This window comes from Streptomyces sp. NPDC056361 (assembly GCF_042262805.1).
Classification (GTDB): Bacteria; Actinomycetota; Actinomycetes; order Streptomycetales; family Streptomycetaceae; genus Streptomyces.
The window spans coordinates 1-24,211 of sequence record NZ_JBHJQI010000054.1 but is presented as its reverse complement, the minus strand read 5'-3'; the positions used below and the strand labels follow the sequence as shown (position 1 = coordinate 24,211).

At 73.5% G+C, this 24,211-nt stretch carries 25 protein-coding genes; 15 read left to right on the top strand and 10 right to left on the bottom strand.

Annotated elements, in window-relative coordinates; translation table 11 throughout:
- The first annotated feature begins 98 nt into the window (after window positions 1–98).
- The 12 genes from ACFCY7_RS19355 to ACFCY7_RS19300 all read left to right on the top strand — a co-directional run bounded on the left by ACFCY7_RS19355 (window position 99) and on the right by ACFCY7_RS19300 (window position 12,827).
- Complete coding sequence (locus ACFCY7_RS19355) at window positions 99–932, top strand: MHYT domain-containing protein (protein ID WP_376486603.1); 834 nt, start codon at window positions 99–101, stop codon at window positions 930–932.
- A 208-nt stretch (window positions 933–1,140) separates the two neighbouring features.
- A complete protein-coding gene (locus ACFCY7_RS19350) occupies window positions 1,141–4,479 on the top strand; it encodes a nitrate- and nitrite sensing domain-containing protein (protein ID WP_376486601.1) in 3,339 nt (1,112 codons plus the stop codon).
- On the top strand, window positions 4,476–4,910 hold the full coding sequence (locus ACFCY7_RS19345; RefSeq protein ID WP_376486598.1) for a roadblock/LC7 domain-containing protein: 435 nt from the start codon (window positions 4,476–4,478) through the stop codon (window positions 4,908–4,910). The genes ACFCY7_RS19350 and ACFCY7_RS19345 overlap by 4 nt, the downstream gene beginning before the upstream one ends.
- A gap of 14 nt (window positions 4,911–4,924) precedes the next feature.
- The gene (locus tag ACFCY7_RS19340; RefSeq protein WP_376486595.1) at window positions 4,925–5,341 is read left to right on the top strand and encodes a DUF742 domain-containing protein; all 417 of its coding nucleotides are present in this window, start codon (window positions 4,925–4,927) and stop codon (window positions 5,339–5,341) included.
- Window positions 5,322–5,939, top strand: coding sequence for an ATP/GTP-binding protein (locus ACFCY7_RS19335; protein WP_376486594.1), 618 nt, complete (start codon window positions 5,322–5,324; stop codon window positions 5,937–5,939). The genes ACFCY7_RS19340 and ACFCY7_RS19335 overlap by 20 nt, the downstream gene beginning before the upstream one ends.
- A 160-nt stretch (window positions 5,940–6,099) precedes the next feature.
- A complete protein-coding gene (locus tag ACFCY7_RS19330) occupies window positions 6,100–6,510 on the top strand; it encodes a roadblock/LC7 domain-containing protein (RefSeq protein ID WP_376486591.1) in 411 nt (136 codons plus the stop codon).
- Between the two features lie 255 nt (window positions 6,511–6,765).
- A complete protein-coding gene (locus tag ACFCY7_RS19325; RefSeq protein WP_376486588.1) occupies window positions 6,766–8,184 on the top strand; it encodes a DUF6397 family protein in 1,419 nt (472 codons plus the stop codon).
- A gap of 48 nt (window positions 8,185–8,232) precedes the next feature.
- Window positions 8,233–9,780: an ATP-dependent DNA ligase gene (locus tag ACFCY7_RS19320; RefSeq protein ID WP_376486586.1), complete on the top strand. Its 1,548-nt coding sequence runs from the start codon at window positions 8,233–8,235 to the stop codon at window positions 9,778–9,780.
- A gap of 39 nt (window positions 9,781–9,819) precedes the next feature.
- Window positions 9,820–10,275: a hypothetical protein gene (locus tag ACFCY7_RS19315; protein ID WP_376486583.1), complete on the top strand. Its 456-nt coding sequence runs from the start codon at window positions 9,820–9,822 to the stop codon at window positions 10,273–10,275.
- Between the two features lie 308 nt (window positions 10,276–10,583).
- A complete protein-coding gene (locus tag ACFCY7_RS19310) occupies window positions 10,584–11,369 on the top strand; it encodes a polysaccharide deacetylase family protein (protein WP_376486581.1) in 786 nt (261 codons plus the stop codon).
- A gap of 376 nt (window positions 11,370–11,745) precedes the next feature.
- Window positions 11,746–12,459: a hypothetical protein gene (locus tag ACFCY7_RS19305; RefSeq protein ID WP_376486578.1), complete on the top strand. Its 714-nt coding sequence runs from the start codon at window positions 11,746–11,748 to the stop codon at window positions 12,457–12,459.
- Window positions 12,456–12,827: a peptidase inhibitor family I36 protein gene (locus ACFCY7_RS19300; protein ID WP_376486577.1), complete on the top strand. Its 372-nt coding sequence runs from the start codon at window positions 12,456–12,458 to the stop codon at window positions 12,825–12,827. Before ACFCY7_RS19305 ends, ACFCY7_RS19300 begins: the two co-directional genes overlap by 4 nt.
- A gap of 78 nt (window positions 12,828–12,905) precedes the next feature.
- Here ACFCY7_RS19300 and ACFCY7_RS19295 read toward each other — a convergent pair whose 3' ends face one another.
- The 7 genes from ACFCY7_RS19295 to ACFCY7_RS19265 all read right to left on the bottom strand — a co-directional run bounded on the left by ACFCY7_RS19295 (window position 12,906) and on the right by ACFCY7_RS19265 (window position 18,306).
- Window positions 12,906–13,673 (bottom strand): rod shape-determining protein, encoded by a 768-nt coding sequence (locus tag ACFCY7_RS19295; RefSeq protein WP_376486574.1) that lies wholly within the window; start codon window positions 13,671–13,673, stop codon window positions 12,906–12,908.
- Between the two features lie 120 nt (window positions 13,674–13,793).
- Window positions 13,794–14,981, bottom strand: a complete 1,188-nt coding sequence (locus ACFCY7_RS19290) for a globin domain-containing protein (protein ID WP_376486571.1) — start codon at window positions 14,979–14,981, stop codon at window positions 13,794–13,796.
- Between the two features lie 75 nt (window positions 14,982–15,056).
- Window positions 15,057–15,500, bottom strand: coding sequence for an RrF2 family transcriptional regulator (locus ACFCY7_RS19285; protein WP_376486568.1), 444 nt, complete (start codon window positions 15,498–15,500; stop codon window positions 15,057–15,059).
- A gap of 36 nt (window positions 15,501–15,536) precedes the next feature.
- The gene (locus tag ACFCY7_RS19280) at window positions 15,537–16,484 is read right to left on the bottom strand and encodes a hypothetical protein (RefSeq protein WP_376486566.1); all 948 of its coding nucleotides are present in this window, start codon (window positions 16,482–16,484) and stop codon (window positions 15,537–15,539) included.
- A 25-nt stretch (window positions 16,485–16,509) separates the two neighbouring features.
- Window positions 16,510–16,908, bottom strand: a complete 399-nt coding sequence (locus tag ACFCY7_RS19275; RefSeq protein WP_376486564.1) for an SHOCT domain-containing protein — start codon at window positions 16,906–16,908, stop codon at window positions 16,510–16,512.
- Between the two features lie 220 nt (window positions 16,909–17,128).
- Window positions 17,129–17,578: a peroxiredoxin gene (locus ACFCY7_RS19270; protein ID WP_376486561.1), complete on the bottom strand. Its 450-nt coding sequence runs from the start codon at window positions 17,576–17,578 to the stop codon at window positions 17,129–17,131.
- Window positions 17,579–17,706: 128 nt separating this feature from the next.
- Window positions 17,707–18,306, bottom strand: coding sequence for a PadR family transcriptional regulator (locus ACFCY7_RS19265; RefSeq protein ID WP_376486558.1), 600 nt, complete (start codon window positions 18,304–18,306; stop codon window positions 17,707–17,709).
- Between the two features lie 162 nt (window positions 18,307–18,468).
- Here ACFCY7_RS19265 and ACFCY7_RS19260 point away from each other — a divergent pair, with 162 nt between their 5' ends.
- The 3 genes from ACFCY7_RS19260 (at window position 18,469) to ACFCY7_RS19250 (ending at window position 20,916) form a co-directional block, all read left to right on the top strand.
- Window positions 18,469–18,954, top strand: a complete 486-nt coding sequence (locus ACFCY7_RS19260) for an SRPBCC family protein (protein ID WP_376486555.1) — start codon at window positions 18,469–18,471, stop codon at window positions 18,952–18,954.
- A 136-nt stretch (window positions 18,955–19,090) separates the two neighbouring features.
- Window positions 19,091–20,440: an Ig-like domain-containing protein gene (locus tag ACFCY7_RS19255; protein ID WP_376486553.1), complete on the top strand. Its 1,350-nt coding sequence runs from the start codon at window positions 19,091–19,093 to the stop codon at window positions 20,438–20,440.
- A gap of 167 nt (window positions 20,441–20,607) precedes the next feature.
- Window positions 20,608–20,916, top strand: coding sequence for a CU044_2847 family protein (locus ACFCY7_RS19250; RefSeq protein ID WP_376486550.1), 309 nt, complete (start codon window positions 20,608–20,610; stop codon window positions 20,914–20,916).
- Between the two features lie 24 nt (window positions 20,917–20,940).
- Here ACFCY7_RS19250 and ACFCY7_RS19245 read toward each other — a convergent pair whose 3' ends face one another.
- From ACFCY7_RS19245 to ACFCY7_RS19235, 3 genes are all read right to left on the bottom strand, one after another.
- The gene (locus tag ACFCY7_RS19245; RefSeq protein ID WP_376486547.1) at window positions 20,941–22,356 is read right to left on the bottom strand and encodes a threonine/serine exporter ThrE family protein; all 1,416 of its coding nucleotides are present in this window, start codon (window positions 22,354–22,356) and stop codon (window positions 20,941–20,943) included.
- A gap of 138 nt (window positions 22,357–22,494) precedes the next feature.
- Entirely contained in the window at window positions 22,495–23,310 is an 816-nt protein-coding gene (locus ACFCY7_RS19240; protein WP_376486544.1) for an ABC transporter permease, read from the bottom strand.
- A 22-nt stretch (window positions 23,311–23,332) separates the two neighbouring features.
- Window positions 23,333–24,211: ABC transporter permease (locus tag ACFCY7_RS19235; RefSeq protein WP_376486541.1), on the bottom strand; the 879-nt coding region annotated here is incomplete at its 5' end.

Below are 24,211 nucleotides of genomic sequence, written 5' to 3'. Positions count from 1 at the left end.
TCGGCGTGATCGTTCGGGACCATCTCTCTGTCATATTCCATCAGCTTTCGAAATGCGCCCCTGGTGCGCCCCCCTGTGCGCACTAGCGTCCCGGAGCCATGGGACACCTGGACCACGCCACCTTCGGCTGGCTGACACCCGTGCTGTCGTACGCGATGGCCTGCATCGGCGCCGCCCTCGGGCTGCGCTGCACCGTACGGGCGCTCGACGCGACCGGACGATCACGGCGGAACTGGCTGCTCACCGCCGCCTCCGCGATCGGCACCGGCATCTGGACGATGCACTTCGTCGCGATGCTCGGCTTCGGCGTCACCGGCACCGACATCCGGTACGACGTGCCGCTCACCATCCTCAGCCTCGTCGTCGCGATGGCCGTCGTCGGCGTCGGGGTGTTCGCCGTCGGCTACGGACGGGACCGGGTCCGCTCGCTCCTGATCGGCGGACTGACCACGGGCATCGGCGTGGCGAGCATGCACTACATGGGCATGGCCGCCCTCCGCCTCCACGGCCGGGTCACGTACGACCCCGTCCTCGTCGCCCTCTCGGTCCTGATCGCGGTCGTCGCCGCCACCGCGGCGCTGTGGGCGGCCCTCAACATCCACGCGCCGGCCGCGGTCGCCGTCGCCTCGCTCGTGATGGGCGCCGCCGTCAGCAGCATGCACTACACCGGGATGTTCGCGGTGGGGGTCGAGGTCGTCCCCTCCGCCGAGGTCCTCTCCGGTGCCACGGTCATGCAGTTCATCTTCCCGCTCGCCGTCGGCCTCGGCTCGTACCTCTTCATCACCTCCGCCTTCGTGGCCCTGTCCCCGACGGCCAGGGAGCGCGCCGCGTACGCCTCCGCCGGGCGCCTGACCGAACCGGACGAGCGCGCCGTGGATGTCGCATCGCCCGGTTTCCGCACCGCCGAACCCGCCCGTACTCCTACGACCTGACCCGCACTCACGACCGATCCCGCCCGCACCCCGACGAGCCGGCCGGCACCCACGACCGAACCCGCACCCAGACCGAACCCGCACCCACGAGGAATCCGCACCCACGACCGAACCCGCGCCCACGACCGGACTCCACCCCCCCACCCCCGTGTCACCACCGCGCACGACCCACCGCACCAGAGCACGAAGCAGCCGGAACGAGGAGGCCATGCGAACTCCCCGCAAGACCAAGGGCGCCGAGGCCACACCGCCTCCGGCCGCCGCACGCGGGCGGCGCGCACACGCCGGGCCGCCCGCCGACGAGCCGGGGCCGCACACCCCGGACGCCGCCGCGACCACGGGCCGCACGTCCGCCGAGGGACCCTCCGCCGAGGCACCGGCCATGCCCTCCGCCCGGCACGCCGACCCGGCCGGGCCGCTCGACGAGGTGCGTTCCGAGTCCGTCGCGAGCCCCGCGTCAGAGGGGCGCGTCTCGGAGAGCCGCGTCTCCGCGAACGCCGCCTTCGGGGGCCCCTCCGGTACGACCGGACCGCACGGTGCCGGGGGGCGGCAGGTGCGCCACGGCCTGCGGCCCCGCACGGTCCGCGCCAAGATCGTGTCGCTCCTGATGGTCCCGGTCGTCTCGCTCCTCGCCCTGTGGGGATTCGCCACCGTCACCACCGCTCAGGACGTCGTCGAGCTCCGTCGGCTCCAGCGCGTCGACGCCGAGATCCGCGAGCCCGTGTCGGCCGCCCTCGCCGCCCTCCAGGACGAACGGCGCGCCGCGGTACGGCAGGTCGCGGCTCCCGGCGCCACCAGGGCCGCCGAGCTCAAGGACCGGATCCGCCGCACGGACGAGGCCGTGGACCGGCTCCGCCTGGACGACACCCACACCGTCGGCGACACCGGGGACCTGCCCGACGAGGTCGCAGGCCGGGTCGGCGCCTTCGTCGGCAAGGTCGAGGGCCTCGCCAAGCTCCGTACCGCCGCGGTCGAGGGCCGGGCCGACTGGGACCAGGTGTACGAGGAGTACACCGGTGCCGTCTCCGCCGCCTTCGCCGTCGGAGGCGCCCTCACCGGCATCCAGGACGGCGGGCAGGGGTCCGACGCGCGCGTACTCCTCGAATTCGGCACGGCCGGCGAGATGCTCTCCCGCGAGGACGCCCTCCTCACCTCCGCCCATCTCACCGGCCGGCTCACCGACGACCGGATCCGCACCTTCTCCGGCACCGTCGACATCCGGCGCACCCTCATCGCATCGGCCACCGCCGACCTGCCCGCCGACGCCCGCGCCGAATGGGCCGCGCTCGCCGGCGGCGGCGACCACGCCCGGCTGACGCGGGCCGAGGACCGGGTCGCCGCCGCGAGCCCCGGCCGCCCCGCGGCCCAGGCGGTCACCTCGGCCGACTGGGACGACACCCTCGCCGCCGTACGCCGCGGACTCACCGCGATCGAGAACGACGCCCGCACCGCGGCGGCCGACCGCGCCGACCCGTTCGGCGGCGGCGCCCTCAGCGCGGGTGGCGCCGCCGTCGTCCTCGGCCTCGCCGCCGTCGCCGCCTCCCTCGTCATCTCCGTCCGGATCGGCCGAGGCCTCGTCGTCGAGCTCGTGAGCCTCCGCAACACCGCCCTCGGCATCGCCCGGCGCAAACTGCCGTCCGCCATGCGCCGACTGCGCGCGGGCGAGGAGATCGACGTCCAGGCGGAGGCCCCGCCGGGACCCGTCTCCCAGGACGAGATCGGCCAAGTCGGCGAGGCCCTCACCACCGTCCACCGCGCGGCGCTGTCCGCCGCCGTCGAACGCGCCGAACTCGCCAGCGGCATCTCGGGCGTCTTCGTCAACCTCGCCCGCCGCAGCCAGGTCCTCGTCCACCGCCAGCTCAACCTCCTGGACAGCATGGAGCGGCGCGCCGACGACCCCAACGAGCTCGGAGACCTCTTCCGCCTCGACCACCTCACCACTCGCATGCGGCGCCACGCCGAGAGCCTGATCATCCTCTCCGGCGCCGCACCGGGCCGGGCCTGGCGCATGCCCGTCCCCCTGACCAACGTCGTCCGGGCCGCCGTCTCCGAAATCGAGGACTACGCGCGCGTGGAGGTGCGCAGACTGCCGGAGACGGCCGTCGTCGGCGGGGCCGTCGCGGACCTCACCCACCTCCTGGCCGAACTCATCGAGAACGCAGCGCAGTTCTCCCCGCCCCACACCAAGGTGCGCGTCAGCGGCGAACCCGTCGGCAACGGATATGCCCTGGAGATCGAGGACCGGGGGCTCGGCATGGGCAAGGAGACCCTCGCCGAGGCCAACGACCGCATCGCCCAGTCCGAGGCGCTCGACCTCTTCGACAGCGACCGCCTCGGCCTCTTCGTCGTCAGCAGGCTCTCCGCCCGCCACGACATCAAGGTCCACCTCCGGACCTCCCCGTACGGCGGCACCACGGCCGTCGTCCTGCTCCCGACCGACCTGCTCCAGGGCGCACTCCCGCCGGGCCGCGGCACACCGGCGACCGGTCCGGGCCCCGACGGTCCGCACACCCGCGCCGCGCATGCCGCACACGCCGCCGACCCGCGGACGCCGGGCTCCGGCGCGGCGGGCCGGGCCGCCGGTGACCCGCGGACGGACAGCGCGCGCGCCGCGCGGGAACGCGACGAGGCACAGCGCGCCGAGGCCCGTCGCTTCGGCCGCCCGCCGGGACCGCGTACGCCGGCGCAGACCGGACTGCCCACCCCGGCCGCTCCCGCGCTCGGGACCGGTGCCCCTGTGCGGCCCGTCGCACCCCCCGTGGGCCCCGTCGTTGCACCGCGCCGGAGCGACCCGCGGCCACCGACGACCGGTACACGGCCCGGAAGCACGCCCGCCGGAGCGGACGGATCCCGGCCGTCCCGGACGTCGTCCCCGCCGCCGGCCGAGCCCTCGTCCCGCCCGCAGCAACTGCCGCGCCCGACCGCCGCGCCCGCGCTGGCCGCGGGGCCGGACGCCGGTAACCCGCCCGCCGGTGTCACCGCGTTGCGCCCACGGCGCGCCGCCGTACCGCCGCCGGCGGGGGAGCGCCCGCCCGGTACGCCGGCCGGCCCCACCGGACACGAGGGCGACGACGAACCCGGGGCCGAACTGCCCCGCCGCGTACGCCAGGCGAGCCTCGTCCCGCAGCTGCGCGAGGCGCCCGTCCCGGAGCCCGTCGCCGCACCGGCCGCCACGGCGGACCCCCGGACGCCGGAGCAGGTCAGGGACCGGATGACGGCCTACCAGGACGGATGGCAGCGGGGCGGCGGCGCCGCGCCCGGCAGTCGGCGCCCCCTCGGGACCGGCATCGGCGGCGAGCCGGCCATCGGGTCCGCCGCCAGGCCCGGTGCGGACCCCCGCACGACTCCGGGGCAGCACGCCGGCCCGTACACGAGCCCGTCCCCGCGCGCGTACCCGGGCCAAGCCGCGAGCCCCCACCCGGATCCGTCTCGGACCCCGGCTCAGGGCCCGTCCCCGAGCACCGACTTCGGCACGGTTCACCACCTCGGCCACGGCCACGGCACGGCACCCCTCGACGACCCCCGCACCGAAGGAGACGACGCATGATCGACCACGAGAGGATCTCCCACCACCGCTCCGGCGAGCTCGACTGGCTCCTCGACGACCTCGGCACGCGGGTCCGCGAGGTCCGCCACACCGTGGTGCTCTCCAACGACGGCCTCGCCGTCGGCTCGTCCAGCGGGCTCAGCCGCGAGGACGCCGAGCACCTGGCCGCCATCGCCTCGGGCTTCCACAGCCTCGCGAAGGGAGCGGGCCGCCAGTTCCACACCGGCGGGGTCCGCCAGACGATGGTCGAGATGGACGACGGCTTCCTCTTCGTCGCCGCCGCGGGGGACGGCTCCTGCCTCGCCGTCCTGAGCTCCGCGAACGCCGACATCGGCCTCATCGCGTACGAGATGGCCCGCCTGGTCAAACGCGTCGGCGAGCACCTGCACACCCCGCCGCGGCTGACGATGAAACCGCCGGCCGCCGGCTGATCCCGGAGAAACCCATGAACGAGGACAGCACCGGCGGCGGCCCGTCCGTGCCGGGCAGTCAGTGGTACGACGCCGACGCCGGACCACTCGTCCGTCCGTACGCGATGACCGGCGGCCGCACCAAGCCGGGGCCCAGCAACGTACGGTTCGACCTCATCGCCCTCGTCGTCGTGGACGACGACCCGCCGGGACCGGCGGACGAGGCCCTCCTCGGGCCCGAGCACCGGTCCCTGCTCGCCCTCTGCCGGGCCGAGACCCAGTCGGTGGCCGAACTCGCCGCCGACGCCGACCTCCCCGTCGGCGTCGTCAGGGTCCTCCTCGGCGACCTCCTCGAATCGGGCTTCGTGCGCGTCAGCAGGCCCGTACCGCCCGCACAGCTCCCTGACGAAAGAATCCTGAGGGAAGTAATCGATGGCCTACGAGCGCTCTGAAAGAACCGGCGCGTGCGACGACGCGGACACCTCCGCGCTCGCCCTGAAGATCCTCGTCGCCGGCGGATTCGGCGTGGGCAAGACGACACTCGTCGGCGCGGTCAGCGAGATACGGCCCCTGCGCACCGAGGAACAGCTCAGCCGCGCAGGCCAGACGGTCGACGACACCGGGGGCGTCGACCAGAAGACCACCACGACCGTCGCCATGGACTTCGGCCGCATCACCATCCGTTCCGGACTCTCCCTCTACCTCTTCGGGACGCCGGGCCAGGACCGGTTCTGGTTCCTCTGGGACGAACTGTCCCAGGGCGCCCTGGGAGCCGTCGTCCTAGCCGACACCCGCCGCCTGGAGGACTGCTTCCCGGCGGTCGACTACTTCGAGCACCGGAAAATACCCTTCGTCGTCGCCGTCAACTGCTTCACGGGCGCGCGTACGTACGGCGCGGCCGACGTCTCCCTCGCCCTCGACCTCGACCGCGGCACACCCGTCGTCCTGTGCGACGCCCGCGACCGCGACTCCGGCAAGGAAGTGCTCATCCGGCTCGTCGAGTACGCGGGACGGATGCACACCGCGCGACTTCTGGACAGTGTCGGCTGACCCCCTGCCGTACCCCCCGACGGCACGCGCGGGCGTGGTGGGTGCTTGCCCTGTTCACGACAGTACGTAAGGCTTGCGGCGATACGGCGGACCACGGCGGCGTGGGGACCACGGGAATCCGGGTCGACGGGGGACGCACCACCCAGGGGGAGGAACACTGATGGCATTGGACAAGGGCCTGGACTGGCTCCTCGACGACCTGACCCAGCGGGTCGGGTACATACGGCACGCGCTGGTGCTGTCCAACGACGGTCTGGTGACCGGTGCGAGCAGTGGGCTCGTACGAGAGGACGCCGAGCACCTGGCGGCCGTCTCCTCCGGCCTGCACAGCCTCGCCCGGGGCTCGGGCCGGCACTTCCAAGCAGGCCGGGCCCGGCAGACGATGGTCGAGTTCGACGAGGCGCTGCTCTTCGTGACGGCGGCGGGCGAGGGCAGTTGCCTGTGCGTCCTCAGCGCGGCGGAAGCGGACGTCGGTCAGGTGGCCTACGAGATGACCCTGCTGGTCAACCGCGTAGGCGAGCACCTCGGCGTGGCTGCCCGGCAGCCCGGCCTGCCGGGCGACGCGCTCTGACACAGGGGCGGTGAAGACCGGTAGGCGGTAGTCCACCTGGTACGAGGTGCTCCACTCGGTACGAGGTGCTCTACCCGGTAGCCGGTCCGGCCCGTCCGCGGGTGGTCGGCTGCGGGGCGCTCTCCGTGGGGCGGTTGTCCACAGGGCGTTGTCCACAGCTCGTGCGAGTGTCGTCACTCTGCGTTACTTTCTCGTTGTGGGTCCGAAGGATCCGCGGCACGGAGAGAACAGCGACGCACGGGGGAGGGCCACACGATGACGGTGGACGAAGGGACGCGCACGGTCACACCGGCGCGGGCCGCACAGGAACTGGAACTGAGGCGCGACGAGTTCCGGCTCGCGGTCCAGCTCGGTCTGGTGAGGACGGTGCCTACGGGCGAGGGCGGACGGAGGCGTGTCGAGCGGTGCGAGCTCGACCGCCTCAGGGCAGCAGTCGATTTCCCCGCCGGCCTGCGCGACCGCGTGCGCACGGTCGGCACGGGGGAGGCGGCTGACCTCCTGTCGATCACCCCGGAGCGCTTCACCAGGCTGGCTCGCACGGGGCACCTCAGCCCCGTGCGGTTCGCCCTGAACCGCTACCGCGCGGTGGTGTGGACGTACCTCGCCGAGGAGGTCACCGACTTCGGCCGCCGGTGTCCGGCCCTGCTGGCCGGGCGACTTCCCCTCGACCTCCGCGAACGCCTCGCCGCACACGAGGACAGGCGGCCCAGGAACTGGCGGGCCCGTCGGGTCGGTCTCCTGCTCCGCGCCACGGACGACCCCTGGGCCCGCGCCGCCGCCATCGCTTCCCTCCTCGACCCCGTCCAACTGGCCGAAGTCGTCGACGACCCCTACGAGCGCGCCCACCTGGACCGGCTGCGACCACCACCGCCGTCCGGGATGCCCGTGGCCGCCGCCGCACACGATGTCGCCGAGCGGCTCATGCGCGCGGACGAGCCCGACGAGATCCTCTGGCACCGGATGAGCCTGGCCCTGGCCCTGGACGAAGCGCGCGCCCGCCGGTCGGCCCCGTATCCCGGCGAGCTTCCAGAGACCTGCGGCTCTGTCCCTGGCGTCACAGGCATCACAGGCGTCACTGCGGTCACCGCGGTGACCGCCGCCACCGCCGTGACTCCGAGCCTTGCGGCGATGTCGGGTCCGGTCGTTGCTTCGGGACCTGCCTTGGCTCCGGTCACGGCCCTGGCCCCCGCCGCAGCCCTGACGCCGACTACCGCCTTGACCACGGTCGCTGTCTCGGCCCCAGCGTCGACCCCGGCCTCACGCCCGGCTTCGGCCCCTGTATCGGTCCCGGCCTCGGTCCCAGCCGCGGCCCCGGTATGGGCTCCAGCCGCGGACGTGAGGTCGGCCTCCACCGAGTCCCTGGCGCGAGTGCCGGCGCCGGCCGACGACGGATGGACACGTGCCCTCACGCCCGGCCTTGCGGTCCGGCGGGCGCGGAGAACGGATCCCGGTGACGCCACGAGGACGCTGGCGATGCCGCCCCTTCCCCCGACGCCGCCCACCGTCGCGCCGCCGGTACCCCAGCACGGCTCGCTGCCTGAACCGGTTGCGCCGGTGACCGACCGGCCACCAGGTCGTCCGGCGCGGGTGCGGCTTCTCGATCGACTGCGCCGGGGGAGGAGGGTCGACGGCGGGCGGACCCGACGAGGGAGGCGGGCGGTCAACTGGCCCTGAGCCGGCGGCCGGGGTGCGGCCGGGGCAGGGTGTGGGGAGGATGAGCCCATGCTCCTTGCCCGCGTCGCGGAGGTGTCCCGGGAGGTCGCCGCGGCCTCGGCGCGCTCCCGCAAGATCGGTCTGCTCGCCGAACTCTTCGCGGAGGCCGAGCCGGACGAGAGCCCGCTCGTCATCGCGTACCTGTCGGGCCGGCTCCCGCAGGGGCGGATCGGCGTCGGCTGGAGCGTGCTCAAGGACGTCGTCCCGCCGGCGGTTCCACCCGCCGGGGGACCCGGGCTCACCCTCGACCGGGTGGACGCCGCGATGACGGAACTGGCCGCCGTCTCCGGCGCCGGGTCCAAGGCCGAGCGGGCCCGGCTCGTCCGCGCGCTGTTCGCCGCCGCCACCCGCGACGAACAGGAGCTCCTGGTGCGGCTGCTCACCGGGGAGGTGCGGCAGGGGGCCTTGGACGCCATCGCGCTGGAGGGCGTCGCGAGGGCGGCCACCGTGCCCGCCGTCGAGCTGCGGCGCGCGGTGATGCTCGAAGGGTCGCTGCCGCCGGTCGCCCAGGCGGTGCTCGCCGAGGGGATCGCAGCCCTCGACCGGTTCACGCTGAGGGTGGGCGGTCCCGTGCAGCCCATGCTCGCCCACACGGCGTGCTCGGTGAGCGAGGCGGTCGCGGCCCTGGGGCCGTGCGCCGTGGAGGAGAAACTCGACGGGTTCCGCATCCAGGTCCACCGTCTCGGCGACGACGTCCGCGTCCACACCCGCTCGCTCGACGACATCACCGACCGCCTCCCCGAGGTGGTCGCGACCGCCCGGGCCGTGCCTGCGGACGGGTTCATCCTGGACGGCGAGGTCATCGCGCTCGATCCGGACACCGGGCGCCCCGTCTCCTTCCAGACCACCGCGTCCCGCGTCGGCTCCCGGACGGACGTGGCCGGCGCGCACGCCGCCGTGCCGCTGACACCCGTCTTCTTCGACGTCCTCGCGGTGGACGGCGAAGGCCTGATCGACCGCCCCGGTAGGGAACGGCAGGAGATGCTCGCCCGGCTGCTGCCCGCGTCCCACCGGGTGCGCCGCACCGTCGTCACCGACCCGGCCGACCCGGGGCAGATCGAGGCGGCCGAGAGGTTCTTCGCCGACACGCTGGCACGCGGACACGAAGGCGTCCTCGTGAAGGCGCTGGAGGCGCCCTATGCGGCAGGCCGCCGGGGACGCACGTGGCTGAAGGTGAAGCCCGTCCACACGGTCGACCTCGTCGTCCTGGCCGTCGAGCGCGGCCACGGGCGCAGGACGGGTCTGCTGTCGAACCTCCACCTCGGCGCGCGCACCGCCGAAGGCGGGTTCGTCATGCTCGGCAAGACGTTCAAGGGACTCACCGACGAGATGCTGCGCTGGCAGACCGAACGCCTCGGCGGCCTAGCCGAGTCGGACGACGGGTTCACCGTGCGGGTGCGGCCCGAACTCGTCGTGGAGATCGCCTACGACGGCCTCCAGCGATCGACCCGCTACCCGGCCGGCGTCACCCTCCGCTTCGCCCGCGTCGTACGCCACCGGCCCGACAAACCGGCCGCCGAGGCCGACACCGTCGACAGGATCACCGGCCGGGGCTGAGCGGCGGAGCGGGCCTCGCGGGACGGCGTTCCGCGAGGGATGCTGGAGACGTGGCACGACGAGCGCCCGCGTACGACGACCGTGTGGCACCACGAGCGACCGGCGGGCCGCGAGGAGATGAGCGACGTGTACGACTTGCACATCGACACCGACGTCACCGTGCAGCTGTGCGACTGCAGCCGGGAAGACGCCCAGACCGTCTTCGACGTCCTCGACAGCGTCTATGAGCTGGAGGACACGGCCACCCCGAACCCGCAGACGGCCACGGGACCGGCGCCCACCGTCTGGACGGCCATCTTCGACACGGCCGGCGGGCGGCACCAGGAGGTGGCTCCCACCCGTCTGACCGCCCTGGTCGGCGCCACCCTGACCGGTGGGTACCGCGCCGTCGACGAAGTCCAGAAGGTGCTCGCCACGGGCTTCGACATCCAGTCCTCGCAGGCCGTCTCCGGCGACCAGGAGACCGAGGCCCGCCTGCTGCTCGCCTCCCGCTGAGCGGGCGGCACGGATACCCCGGACGGAGCGGACGGGCCCCGCCCGGGGTTCACGTGTGCCCGTGTGCCCGTGTGCCCGTGTCCTCGTCGTCCGTGTGTCGGTTCGCGCAGTCGTCCGCTCTCCCGTTCTCTCGTTCTCGCTTTCTCTCGTTCGCCCATGGGTTCCCGTGCCCATGGGCTCACTCGGCTGACCCCGCCGATTTCCCCGGTATACACCGTGTGTAGAGTTCGCGGCGGTCGTGAGCACCGCCCTGACCAGGCGGTTGTCGCGGCTGTACCGAAGCCACTACGGGGAAAGCGGGATCCACCATGTTCCGATCCAGGACGGGCCGACGCGGGGGAACGGCCACCGCCCTGCTCGCCGCCGCGGCGCTGATGCTGACGCTCGGCGCCTGCGGAGTCGACACGGTCACGCCGCAGGACGCCCGGGGCGAGGCGGGGACGGACGACAAGGCGGGTTCGACTCCCCGCCGTGTCGACTGCGCCAAGGTGAAGTGCATCGCGCTCACCTTCGACGCGGGGCCGGGTGAGGACACCCCCAGGCTCCTCGACATCCTCAAGGAGAAGCAGGTCCCGGCCACGTTCTTCCTGCTCGGCAACAAGCACGTGAACCGCTACCCCGAGGTGGTCAAGCGGATCGCGGACGAGGGGCACGAGGTCGCCAACCACACCTGGAGCCACCGGATCCTGACCGACCTCGACGCCGCCGAGGTGCGCGACGAGCTGTCGCGCACCCAGGACGCCGTCGAGAAGATCACCGGCCGCAAGCCCACCCTCATGCGCCCGCCGCAGGGCAGGACCGACGACACGGTGTCCGAGGTCAGCCGGGAGCTCGGGCTCGCGCAGGTCCTCTGGAGCATCACGGCCAAGGACTACTCCACCACCGACTCGGCGCTCATACGGAAGCGCGTCCTCGAGCAGGCGCACGGAGACGGGATCATCCTCCTCCACGACATATACGACGGAACGGTCCCGGCCGTCCCCTCGATCATCGACGAGCTCAAGTTGCGCGGCTTCACCTTCGTGACGGTGCCGGAGCTCCTCGCCCCCGGGAAGGCCGAGCCGGGCGCCGTCTACCGCCCCGAGAGGGACTGAGAACACCTGTCGAAACGGGGTGAGGTGACTCACATCGCCCACCCGGGACCTCTCGGAACATTCGGGAGAGGTCTACCGTTCATACGTATGTGACTGCGAAGGGGCCCGGTCCCCAAGGTCCCCCCCGGAGGTGACCGCTCTTCGTCGTCACGGCGATCGGCCCCGGTTGGAATCCCCCGTCCAACCGGGGCTTTGTCGTTCCCGGACGCCGTGCGCGCGGCACTCCGACGGCGCCCTGGAGGCGCGCACCCCGGCGCGTTCGACTCGTTCGAGTGACCCTCGGCATGGTGGCGGATCCCCCGGGAAGTGATCACCCCGGGCCGCCTGACGATCACCCTCAGGCCGCTCCGGCCAGGGACGATCGAAGGGGGACACCATGTTTCGCACCGCCGGCCGCACCCGCCGCGCCGTGGTCACCGCCGCCGCCTCGCTGATGCTCTCGGGGTGCACCGTCGTCGGGCCGGGAGGGGCAGGGCCCCCGGGGGTGCCGGTCGGTCGGGCCGCGCAGGACGAGCTGCTCAGGTCCGCGGAGCACCGCCTCGCCGTCGACTGCCTGAGCGGCCGGGGGATCACCCTCTCGGCCAGGCCCCGCGCGCCGGACGAGGACCGTGTGCTGCAAGCGGCGCTCTTCGGCGCCGGCCCGCGCGAACTCTCCGTCACCCTCGCCACGGGCGCCACCGTCACCGCCCACGAGGACGGCTGCCTCGCCACGGCGAAGGAGCGGCTCTACGGCGACCAGCGGCGCTGGTTCCGGGCCCAGGTCACCGTCGACAACCTCCGGGCCGAGGCGCAGGCCCGTATGCGCACCGACCCCGCCCACCGCGCGGCGCTCGCCCGCTGGACCCGGTGCGCGACCCCGACCGACCGTCCCCGTCCCGACCGCCCCGACCCGGCAGTCGCCGCCCGCTGCGGCCGCGAAAGCGGGCTCGACGAGGTGCGGAAGCGGCTGGAGGCCGTCGAGCTGGTCGAGCTGCGCACCCTGCACCGGGACGAACTCACCACATACCGGCAGTTGCGCGACCGCGCACTGCGCCGGGCAGCCGAACTGCCCGAGTCCGGATCACCCGTAGAAAGGCCCCACCTCTCGTGAAGCGACTTCTCGCCCTCGCCGCCGCCGCGCTCCTGGCCACCACCGCCGGCCTTGCCCTGGCCGGCTCCGCCGGGGCGGCCGAATGCCCCAGCGGAGAGTTCTGCGTCTGGCAGGAGGCGAACTTCGGCGGCCAGCGCGCCAACTGGAGCGGGGACGACGGCTGGTGGGAGAGCTGGATCTCCGACACCGACTCCTCGTGGGCCAACCACGGCATCTCGGGACCGGGCATCAAGGACCACGTCAGGGTCTACGACAGCGCATGGCAGGGCGGCAGCATGACCATCTGTCTCGCCCCCGGGCAGGAGGTCGGCTACAACGGCGCGGCCAACGACCGAGGCGACTCCCACATCTGGTCGACCGGCTGCTGACCGGCACCCACCACGCCCGGACGGGGCCGGACCCCCGCGCCCGTCCGGGACCCGTGCCGTGGAGGCCTGCCCGACGGGTCAGCTCCGGGCGAGAGGGCCCGCCGGGTGGCGGAGGACGGAGGTGAGCATCAGGCCGGCGCCGCGCACGACGCTGGTCACCGGGTCGTTCGCCAGTCGGAGGCGGGCGCGGAGGAGGTGGGCCAGGCGTGCGGTCACGTCCAGGCGGAGGGCACCGCCGCCGGTCACCAGGACGCCGCGGCGCAGCGCCCCGCGGACCGCGCCGGTGCCGTCGTGCCGCCACAGGTCGCTCACCATGTCGGCGGCCGTGCCGGCGATCTCGTCCGGCACCCGGCCGGACTCCGGCACGTCGTCGACCCCCACCTCGGCGAGCCGGGCGTCCTGGACGAGCCCGTCCACGACGAGGGTCACCTCGGTCAGTTGGGCGCCCAGGTCCACGACGAGGAGCGGGCCGCCGCCGGGCGGTGCCGCGTACGCCGCCGCGGCGCGGGCGCTGTCCACGGCGATCACGCGTACGGCGCCGAGATCGTCCGCCATGCGGCGCGCCGCGTCCCGCTCCTCGGGGCCGGCGAGGACCGGGTGGGTGAGCATCACGACGGTGTCGTGCGCGCTGTCGCCCGGGGCCGAAGCGGTCAGTCGGCGCAGCAGTCGGAGCTGGGACGCGGCGTCGGTGACGCGGCCGCGCCGCACCGGACCGCTCGGCACGTCCGCGAAGACGCCCGCGCCCGGCGCCCAGGCGCGGGTGCGGGAGCTGCCGATGTCGAGGGCGATCCCCCGCACCGGTCGCCCCGTGCCCGGGGCGCCGACTGCTGATCCGAACGATCCCATCGCTTCCGTCCATTCGCTGCGGACCCGCTGATTGCGAGGCCGATTTGGGCCTCACTATGCAGTATCCGCAGCGGAAGCGCTATGGCACACAGGGATCGAAGGTGCTGTGGTGTGGTGAGGTCAGCTTTCGGCGCCGAGCCACAGGTCAGGGCCGAAGACCTCGTAGTGGATGTCGGCCGCCGGGGTGCCGCCGCCGAGGAGGTCGCCGCGCACCGCGCGCAGGAAGGGCAGCGGCCCGCACAGGTACGCGGTCGTGCCCGCCGGCAGATCGAGCGTCGTGACGTCCGCGCGGCCCGGGTGGGCGCCGGAGTCGCCCGGCTCCTCGTACCAGAGGTGCAGCGTGCCCTGGGGGAGCGCGCCGACCAGGCGCCGCAGCTCGTCGGCGTGCGCGTGGGACGCGGGAGAGCGGTCGGCGTGCACGACCGCGACCGGGCGGGTCGAACCGGTGGCCGCGAGGTGGTCGAGCATCGCCAGCATCGGGGTGCTGCCGATGCCGGCGGAGGCGAGCAGCAGCGGGCTCTGGTCCTCGGGCAGCACGAGGTCGCCGAACGGGACCGACACCTCCACCGTGTCACCGGCGCGGGTGTGGGCGTGCAGCCAGGAGGAGACCTCGCCCGCCGGGTCGCCGTCGACGCGCTTGACGGTGATCCGCCACTGCGGGCGCCCCGGCGCGGCGGACAGGCTGTACTGGCGGATCTGCCGGGCGCCGTCGGGCAGTGCGACGCGGACGCTCACGTACTGGCCGGGTCGGAACGAGGCCGTGGGGGTGCCGTCGGTGTGCCGCAGGGTGAAGGACACCGTGTCGGCCGTCTCCTCGTGGCGTTCGGCGATCTCCATCGTCCGCCAGACCTCGCCCTCGGGCACGCCCGACTCCTGGTAGAGGCGGGCCTCCACGGCGATGAGCGCGTTCGCCATCAGCCAGTACACCTCGTCCCAGGCCTGGGCGACCTCCGGAGTGACGGCCTCGCCGAGCACCTCGACGATCGCGGCGAAGAGGTGCTCGTGCACGACCTTGTACTGCTCGGAGGTCACGCCGAGCGAGGCGTGCTTGTGGGCGATCCGCGCCAGCATGGCGTCGGGTCGGCTGTCGGGGTTCTCCAGCAGGGCGACGGCGAAGGCGGCTATGGAGCCGGCGAGTGCCTGCCGCTGTTCGCCGTTGGCCTGGTTGCCCCGGTTGAACAGGTCGCGCAGGAGCTCGGGGTGGGCATCGAAGAGACGCCCGTAGAACCGCTCGGTGATCTGGTCGAGCGCACCGCCGACGGCGGGCAGGGTGGCGCGGACGACCGGGACGGCCTGCTCGGACAGCATGGGAACCTCAATCTGGTAGATGATCTGCGTATTAAACGGTGTGCGGGGTCGAGTGATGCCCGGAGGCGCCACGGTTCAGGGGGTGGGGCGTGGGGTGAGGGTGAGCAGCAGAGGGCCGGTCGGCGAGGTCACGAGCTCGGCCACGGTCAGCGGATCGAGCGCGCGGTAGAACGCCTCCTGGGCCTCGCGCAGCGCCCCCCGCAGCCGGCACGCGGTGCGCAGCGGGCACGGTGGATCGCCCTCGCAGGCGACGACCTCCTCGTCGCCCTCCAGGGTGCGGGTGAGCCATCCCACCGAGGAACGCCGGCCCAGCTCCGTCAGAGCCAGGCCGCCACCCCGCCCGCGCCGCGCCTCGACCACGCCGAGGTGCTGGAGCCGGGTGACCACCTTCGCCATGTGGGCGTAGGGCACGTCCATCGACGCCGCCACCTCGCGGGTGGTGACGGACTCCTCCGGTGCGGTGACCGCCAGGCGCATCACGGCGCGGAGCGCCAGGTCGGTGAACTTCGTCAGCCTCACGGTCCGACCGTATCAAAGCGGTATCCGGGCTGCGTATTAAGGGGTGGGTTCACGCCTCCGCTTGTGGCGCCGCCACACCCACCAGCCGCCGGTGAACAGACAGCTGGACGTCAGCACGATCCCGAGCACCGGCCACCGTCCGCCCGCGATCCGGAGGTCCGCGGTGACGACCACGAGGACCGCGATCGCGGGCAGGATCAGGGAACCGACGGCGCGCAGCGTCGCCAGACCCATGGCCGGGTCGACCCGGACGGTGCGCGGGATGCGAAGGTCGACGGTGCCGACGTAGAAGAGGGTGGCCCGCTCCATCAGGCGTGTGGTGGCCTTCCAGTACGAGACCGCCAGGTACGGCAGCCAGACGAGGGGCGCCACCAGGCCGACGAGGAAGACGCCGATCGCCAGCGCGTACTGCGCCACCCGGACGAACCACCGCGCGGTGCCCGAGTCCGGTGTCATCAGCCCGAGGAGCCGCGCCATCCTCATCACCAGGTACCACAGCGCGGCCCAGCGTCCCAGCCCGCGGCGTCCCGGACGCCCCGTGTCGTGCGGCGTGACGCTGAGCGCGGCGCGGGCCGTCACGGTGTCGTCGTACACGCCCTGGAGGACGAGCAGTTCCGCCGCGCGCTCCGGATCCGTCGTGTCCCGCCCCTCGGTGGCGGCGAGTTCGAGGATCGTCCGCACCTGGGACAGCAGGGCCCCGCAGAACGCGACGGGGATGAACAGGATGAACGGACCGCCGACGAAAGCCCCTTCGGTGGTCACCCGCCGCCTTCCGCGCGCCACGATCAGACTTCTCAGTGCCGCCGCGTCGGCGTCGGGGTGAGCGGCCCGCAGGCGCTCGACGGCGCGTCCGGCGCCCGGACCCAGGTGGCGCAGGGCGAAGGAGGCCAGGGCCTCCGGGAGCCTGCCGGGCTCAGCCGCGACTTCGCGCAGCAGGGAGCCCGCGAGCCCGTCGTCCGGCGCCGCCCCGGCCTCCTTCCGCACCTCTGCCCGCCCTTCTTCCGCCGGGTCAGGCCAAGACCTTGGCCTTTGCCTTCTCGAACTCCTCGGGCGTGATGGCGCCCTTCTCCTTCAGCTCGGCCAGCCGTGCCAGCTCGTCCGTGGAGCTGCCGCCGCCGGGCGACGACCCCGCCGTCTTGCGGATGTAGTCCTGGAAGGCGGCTTCGCTGTCCCTGGCCTGCTTGACGTCACGCTGCCCCATGCTCTTGCCGCGCGCGATGACGTACACCAGCACCCCGAGGTAGGGCAGCAGGATGCAGAAGATCAGCCAACCCGCCTTGCCCCAGCCGTGGAGTGATTCGTCGCGGAAGATGTCGGTGATCACCTTGAACAGCAGGAAGAGCCACATGATCCAGAGGAAGAACCACAGCATGGTCCAGAAGACGTTGAGGAGGGGGTAGTCGTCCATTCCTGCGCACTCCGTTCCCGCCCGGCCGGGAGAGGCCTGGCGTTGGAGCGAGTCTCACCCAGCCCTCGCGGCCCCGCACTTCGTGGCGGCTCGACGTGCGGGCCGCCCGGGGCCGTGTTCGGATGGAGGCCGCGTACCGCGAGCGGTACCGGGGCGGCCCCCGGGCGGGGCGGACCGCACGATGAACGGAGCGGAAGCTCCTCGGGATCCGAAGGCGGTCTCAGCCCTGGCGGAGGGCCGCCAGCGCGCGGTCCGCGTGGGCGCTCATCCGCAGCTCGCTGCGGACGACCTCGCGCACCCGCCGGTCCTGGCCGATGACGAACGTGACCCGCTTGGTCGGGGCGAGCGAGAAGCCGCGCTTCACGCCGAACCGTTCGCGTATGGAGCCGTCCACGTCGGACAGCAGCGGGTAGCCCAGGGAGTGCCGCTCGGCGAACTCCTGCTGACGCTCCACGTCGTCCGAGCTGATCCCGACGGGCAGCGCGCCGACGGCGCGGAACTCGGCCGCGAGATCGCGGAAGTGACAGGCTTCGGCCGTGCACCCCGGCGTCATCGCCGCCGGGTAGAAGAAGAGGACGACCGGCCCCTCGGAAAGGAGGCCGGTGAGGGAGCGCGCCGCGCCCGTCTCGTCCGGAAGGCTGAAGTCCTCGACGAGGTCACCGACGTTCATAGAAGCCCGTCTCCGATCCGTACCCGCGACGCCACCGGCGCCTCCGGTGGCCGGTCGGTGACGTTACCGCAGGGTAGGGCCGGTGGGTATGCGGGGGTGGGATCACGCTCCCGCCCGCTGGGGCCGTTTCAGCTCCGAGGAGCCGCTTCGACCCCTTCCGCCGCCCCGTTCCGCGCGGCGGCGCGGAGGTCGAGCACCGCGAGGGCGCGCTCGCCCCAGCGCAGGTTCTCCTCCTCGAAGAACCGGCCGCGCATCAGCGTCAGGTAGGGGCCGATCCGTTCCGCCTCGGCGAGGTAGGAGTCCTCGTCCCGGCCGTCGAGCATCCGCTCCCGCAGCCGGTCGTAGCGGGCCAGCTTGGCCCGGGCCGTCTCCATCCGCCGTGCCACGAATCCGCGTACCGCCGCCGTGTCGCCCTCGTCGCAGGCCTGCACCTGGACCATCAGCTCGTCGCGGACGGCGCTCGGGCGCGGCGGCGTCGACGTGTAGGCCGCGAGGTCGCGCAGGCCCGGTTCCGTGAGGCTGAACATCCGCTTGTTGGGACGCCGTTCCTGCTCCACGACGCGGGCGGTGATCAGCCCGGCCTCGTCGAGGCGGTCGAGCTCGCGGTAGAGCTGCTGCGGGGTGGCGGCCCAGAAGTTGGCGACGGACACGTCGAAGATCTTGGCCAGGTCGTATCCGGATGCCTCGCCCTCCAGAAGAGCTGCGAGGACGGCGTGCTTGAGCGACATCCGGACACGCTAGCAGCATGTTGAATAGTTTCCTCCGCACCTATTCAACCGTTACGTCACCCCGAGGGCCGGACGGGTGCCCTTCGCTGGCAGGTCCGTCAGGCGCCTGCCTAGGGTGGAGAGGGGGCAGGCCGCGGGGGAGCAGAACCGAGGGGCAGCGCGATGGACAGCGACTCGTTCGTCTACACCACCTACATCCGGACGACCCCGGACGAGCTCTGGCAGGCACTCACCGACCCCGAGTTCACCCGGCGGTACTGGGGCGTGGCCTTCGAGACCGAGTGGACGCCCGGAGCCCCGATGGTCTGGGACGAGGGAGGGCGCCGCACCGCCGACCCCGAGCAGGTCGTCCTCGCCGCCGAGCCCGGCCGTCTCCTCTCGTACACCTGGCACACCTTCACCCCCGCCTGGGCGGAGGCCGTCCGCCTCGACGACGACGTCTACGAACGGCTCGCCGCCGAGCGCAGGTCCCGCGTGACCTTCGTGATCGAGCCCTCCGGCGACATCGTCAAACTCACGGTCACGCACGGGGACCTGGAGCCCGACGGAACCATCAAGGCGCTGATCGGCGAGGGATGGCCCGCGCTGATCGCCAGCCTCAAGTCCCTCCTGGAGACCGGCGAGGAGCTTCCCGAGCCCGCCCGCTGACCCATTCGAGTCGTCTCGCCCGCCACTAGCCCGCCACGCCCGGCGCCTTGATCATCTTTTTCTCCTTTTGTCCGTTTTGATGATCGGGTCGGCACCGAACGCCGGCGTCGTCGTCCGGAAGGGGAGGGTGTCCGACGTGTCGTCACGCAGGTACGCACGGGGGTGGGGAGCGCTGTCCCTGGCGGTCGGAGCCGTACTCGTCGGTACGGCCGCCCAGGCGCCCCCGGGCCGGGACGCGGGCCCCCACTCCGCCCCCGACCCCGGCGCCGTCGTCACCGTCGACGGCTGCGTCATCGCCGGCGGGATCTGCTCCGTGCCCCGGCACACGGTCGTGCTCAGCGGCGGCCCCGTGCTCACCGGCGCTCCCGTCGCGCTCGACGCGCGGGCGTCGGGCCCGGTCGAACTCACGCTGCGCACCGCCGGGAGGCTCGCCGACGTCACCGTCACCGACCAGCGCGGCCGCAGGGTCGCCGGCACGCCGAGCGCCGACGGCACCCGGTGGACCAGCGTGACGGCGCTCCCCGCCGGGGGCCGCTTCGCGGCCCGCCTCGTCGTCGAACGGCCCCGCGGCCGCGGCCCCCGTCGCGACCTCGCCCGCCTGGAGTTCCGTACCCCCGCGGCGCCCGCCGGGGATCGGCTCACCGTCGCCTTCGGACCCGAGGACGGCGGCACCTACGGCGTGGGGCAGCCGATCACGGCCGAGCTCAGCCACCCGGTGCCCGCCGACGCCCCGGGCGCCCGCCGCGCGGTCGAACGCGCCCTCGACGTACGCGCCGAACCCCATGTCGAGGGCGCCTGGTACTGGGTCGACCCCCGCACCCTCCACTACCGGCCCCGCACCTACTGGCCCTCCCACGCCATCGTGCGCGTCCACAGCGGACTCGCCGGGGCCCGGATCGCCGGCGGACTCCACGGCGGCCCCTCGCGCCCGCTGACCTTCACCACCGGCGCCCGGGTCGAGGCCGTCACCGACGTCTCCGCCCTCAGGATGTCGGTGTTCAGCGACGGACAGCTGCTCCGCGCCTTCCCGGTCACCACCGGCAAGGCCGGCTACCGGACGCGGGGCGGCACCAAGGTCGTCCTCGGCAAGGAGCCGCTCGTCCACATGCGCGGCGACTCCATCGGGATCGCCCGCGGCAGCCGGGACTACTTCGACCTCAAGGTCCGCTGGGCCACCCGGGTGACGTGGAGCGGCGAGTACCTGCACGCCGCCCCCTGGTCCGTCGACGCGCAGGGCAGGGAGAACGTCAGCCACGGCTGCACCGGCATGAGCACCGAGGACGCCGCCTGGCTGTTCGGCACCGTCCGCGAGGGCGACCTCGTCCGCGTCGTCCACGGGTACGGGCAGCCCATGACACCGTTCGACAACGGCTTCGGCGACTGGAACCTCAGCTGGCCCGAGTGGCAGCGGGGCAGCGCCCTCGCCCCCGGCGCCGCCGTCGCAGCGGCCGGACCCGCCGCCGGCGCCCTCCGCCCGGACCTGTGAACGGGCGGACCTGTGAACGGGCGGACCAGGTCCGCGCCGCAGGGGCGAAGGGCGGCCCGGACGGGAGCCACGGCCGCGCCACGCCGACGGCCCGGCGGGCACCCCCGGCCCCGTACACCTCGGTGATACTGGCGTCCTGCCCGCCCCCGCCGACCGTAGGGAGCCTCATGCCGGACGTCACCGAGGTCGAGGTCGGGGACGCGACCCTCTTCGTGGAGGCGCGCCGCCTCGGCCCCGACTCCGAACTCGAAGGGCTCGGCGACCGCCTGCCCGACCTCTCCGCGGTCACCGAAGCACTGTCCTCCTTCGCGGGGCAGATCGGCGAGGCGCTCCACCAGGCCGCTCCGGACCGCGCGACCGTCGAGTTCGGCTGCCAGCTCGGTCTGAACGCGGGCAGGCTGACGGCGCTCGTCGTCCAGGGCAGCGCGAACGCCAGCCTGCGGGTGACCCTCGAATGGACGAAGAAGCCCCGCTGAGCCCGGGGCTTCGCCCGAACCGGCTCAGGCCGGCGGCTTCTCGCCCGTCGTGTCGCCGTCCGGCTCGGGCAAGGGCGACGCCGGTGCCGGCTCGCCGAGGCTCAGCCGTGGGCGCCGCTGGAGACCGGCGCCCACGAGGACGCCCAGGGCGATGGCGGCGACGGTGATCACCGTGCCGACCAGGCTGTCCAGGCCGCCGCCGGTGTCCCCGGCCACGATGATCTCGGAGACGCCGGTGAGGCCGACCGCGCCGGGCACCAGCAGCCAGAAGCAGGGCAGGAACACCACCTGGTCCGGCGTGTGCGAGTGGCGCGAGATCCAGCTCGCCATCGGCGGCAGCAGCATGCCGGCGGCGAACGCTCCGAAGGTCGTGCCGCCGAACTCGGAGGCCACCGACTGCACGAACCGCTCGACGAGCAGCGCGCCCAGCAGCCACGGCGTCACCCGGGGCGGAGCGGAGAAGTACAGCAGGAATCCGAAGCCGAGCAGCAGCACGCCCGCCCACGGAGCCCAGGCGCCCAGCGGGCCGGCCGCGGGCCCGCCCGCAGGCCGGGGCCGCAGGAGTTCGGTGCCGACCAGGATGCCGAGCGCCAGGAGCAGCAGGACGTTCACGGCCCCGGCCAACCGGGCCATGCCCGACAGGGCCGCCCCGGTGGCGAGTTCGATGGCCCCGAGGGTCAGCGCGGCACCCGGCAGGAAGGCGATCAGCGGCGGGACGTACAGGACCGCGGGTTCCTCGTGCAGGAGCGGTCCGGCCCAGTGCAGGGAGGCGGTCGTCACGAGGATGGCAGCGACCACGGGCAGGGCGGTGCGGGCCGCCGGGAGCCGGTCGCCGAAGAGCCGGAGCAGACCGACGGCCGCGCCGAGCACCGCGTACCCGACGACGGCCGGCACGGTCGCGTGCCGCATCACGCCCAGGCCGACGGTGAGCAGCACGTAGCCGAGGACGGTAGTGGCCGGACTGAACCGCTCGGGGCGCTCGCGGACCTCCCGGAGCGAGCGCCGTGCGTCCTCGAAGGGCACCTGCTCGGCGCGCATCCGCTCCACCAGCGACTGCAGCGCCTCCACTTGGTCCAGCCGCAGGTCCGGCCCCTCGACCGGGGCGAAGTCCAGCTCGCCGCCCCGCCCGTCGGGGCCGCCGCCGACCCGGACGAAGAGCCCGGTGGGGACCACGAAGGAGCGCACCCGCATGCCGTAGCGGGCCGCCACGTCGTGCAGCGTGCCCTCCACCTCGGCCGTCCGTTCCCCGGCCCGCAGCAGGTAGGCGCCGAGCTCGCACAGCAGCGAGGCGAGGTCCCGGAGCCGCTCCCGGCCCGCGTCCTCGGCCTCCGGCAGGGTGACGGTGCCGCCGCCCCGCAGCGGCCGCAGGGATGCGGCCCGCCGGGCGAGGGTGCGCAGATCGAAGCGGGAACCCGGATCGAAGCGGGGGTGCCTCACCACAAGCGCCCGCTCCCCGTGGCGACCGCGCCACGCCTCCCCTGAAACTCGTACAAGCTGCGCATTTCGGAAAGGTAGCAGCGGGGTGGCCGACGCGCCGCGTGGAACGGCGGGGCGGGGTGGGCGCGTTCGACGCAGGACTCAGACCCGCCCGCCGCCCGCCGTGTCCGACGAGAGCCGCTGGGCCGCGTAGATCGGCACGACCGAGAGCAGGACGAGCGCCGCGGCCACCACGGAGACCACCGGAGCCTGCTGAGGGCGGGTCATGTTGTTGAAGATCCACACCGGCAGGGTCTCCACCCCGGGCCCCGCCGTGAACGTGGTCACCACGATCTCGTCGAAGGAGAGGGCGAAGGCGAGCAGGCCGCCCGCGAGGAGAGCCGACCGCAGCAGCGGGAACGTGACGTCCCAGAAGGTGCGGAAGGTGTGCGCGCCGAGATCCATGGCGGCCTCCTCGTACGAGCCGGGGAGTCTGCGAAGCCGGGCCACCACGTTGTTGAAGACCACCACGATGCAGAACGTCGCGTGGCCCACGACCACGGTGAACATCCCGAGGCCCACCCCGAGGGGTTCGAGGACCGTGCCGAACGCGGAGTTGAGGGCGATGCCGGTGACGATGCCGGGCAGCGCGATCGGCAGCACCACGGCGAACGAGACGGCCTCGCGCCCGAAGAACGCGTGGCGCTGCACCGCGAAGGCGATCAGCGTGCCGAGCACCAGCGCCACCGCCGTCGCCGAGAGCCCCGCCTTCACCGACGTCCAGAGGGCCGCGCGGGCGCCCTCGTTGTCCCAGGCCGCCGCCCACCAGTCGAGCGTGAGCCCGGGTGGTGGCCAGCTCGCCGACCGGTCGGGGTTGAGCGAGCCGAGCAGCACGAGCAGCAGCGGCAGGTAGATCGCCGCGAAGCCGAGGCCGGCCGCGGTGCGCAGCGCGATCCGCGCGGGACGGGAGAGGTTCATCGGTCGCGGTCCTTCCGGCCGGTCACAGGCTGCGCAGCGCGCCGGAGCGCCGCACCGCGAGCAGGTACACCACGATGACGGCGACCGGCACGGTGCCGAGCGCGGCGGCCAGCGGCAGGTTGAGGGTGACGTTGGAGTAGACGAGGTTGCCGATCAGCTGGGTCTTGCCGCCGACGATCTGCACCGTGATGTAGTCGCCGAGGCTCAGCGAGAAGGTGAAGACCGACCCGGCGGCGACCGCAGGCCACACCATCGGCAGGACGACGGAGACGAAGGTGCGCCCCGCCCGGGCGCCGAGGTCGGCCGAGGCGTGCAGCAGGCTGTCGGGCAGCTGGACGAGCGCCGTATGGATCGGCAGCGCCATGTACGGCAGCCAGAGGTACGTCAGGACGAGCACCGTGGCCGTGAGCCCGTATCCCGGCCCGCTCAGGCCGAACGGCCGGAGCGCCCAGTCCAGCGGACCGCCTTCGGAAAGGATCAGCCGCCACGCGTACACCTTGACCAGATAGCCCGCCCACAGCGGCATGAGCAGGGCTACCACGAACAGCGGCCGACGGCGCGCGGGTGCCACCCGGGCGGTGTAGAAGGCGAGCGGGAAGGCGATCAGGGCGCAGAGCGCGGTCACGGCGAGGGCGACGCCGACGGTGCGCAGCGCGACCGTCCGGTAGACGGGGGAGGCGACCAGTTCCTCGAAGTTCCGCGAGGTCCAGATCCGGACGACCTCGGAGGTGAAGCTGTCGGTCGTCCAGAACGCGGACAGGAACAGCGCGGCCAGGGACCCGAGATAGGCGAGGACGAGCCAGAGCAGCGGGGCCGTGAGCAGCGTCGCGAGCCGCAGCCGGGGCCGCCGGTGCAGGGCTCCGGCGAGCCGCCGGGCAGGACCGGTGCCCCGGTCCTGCCC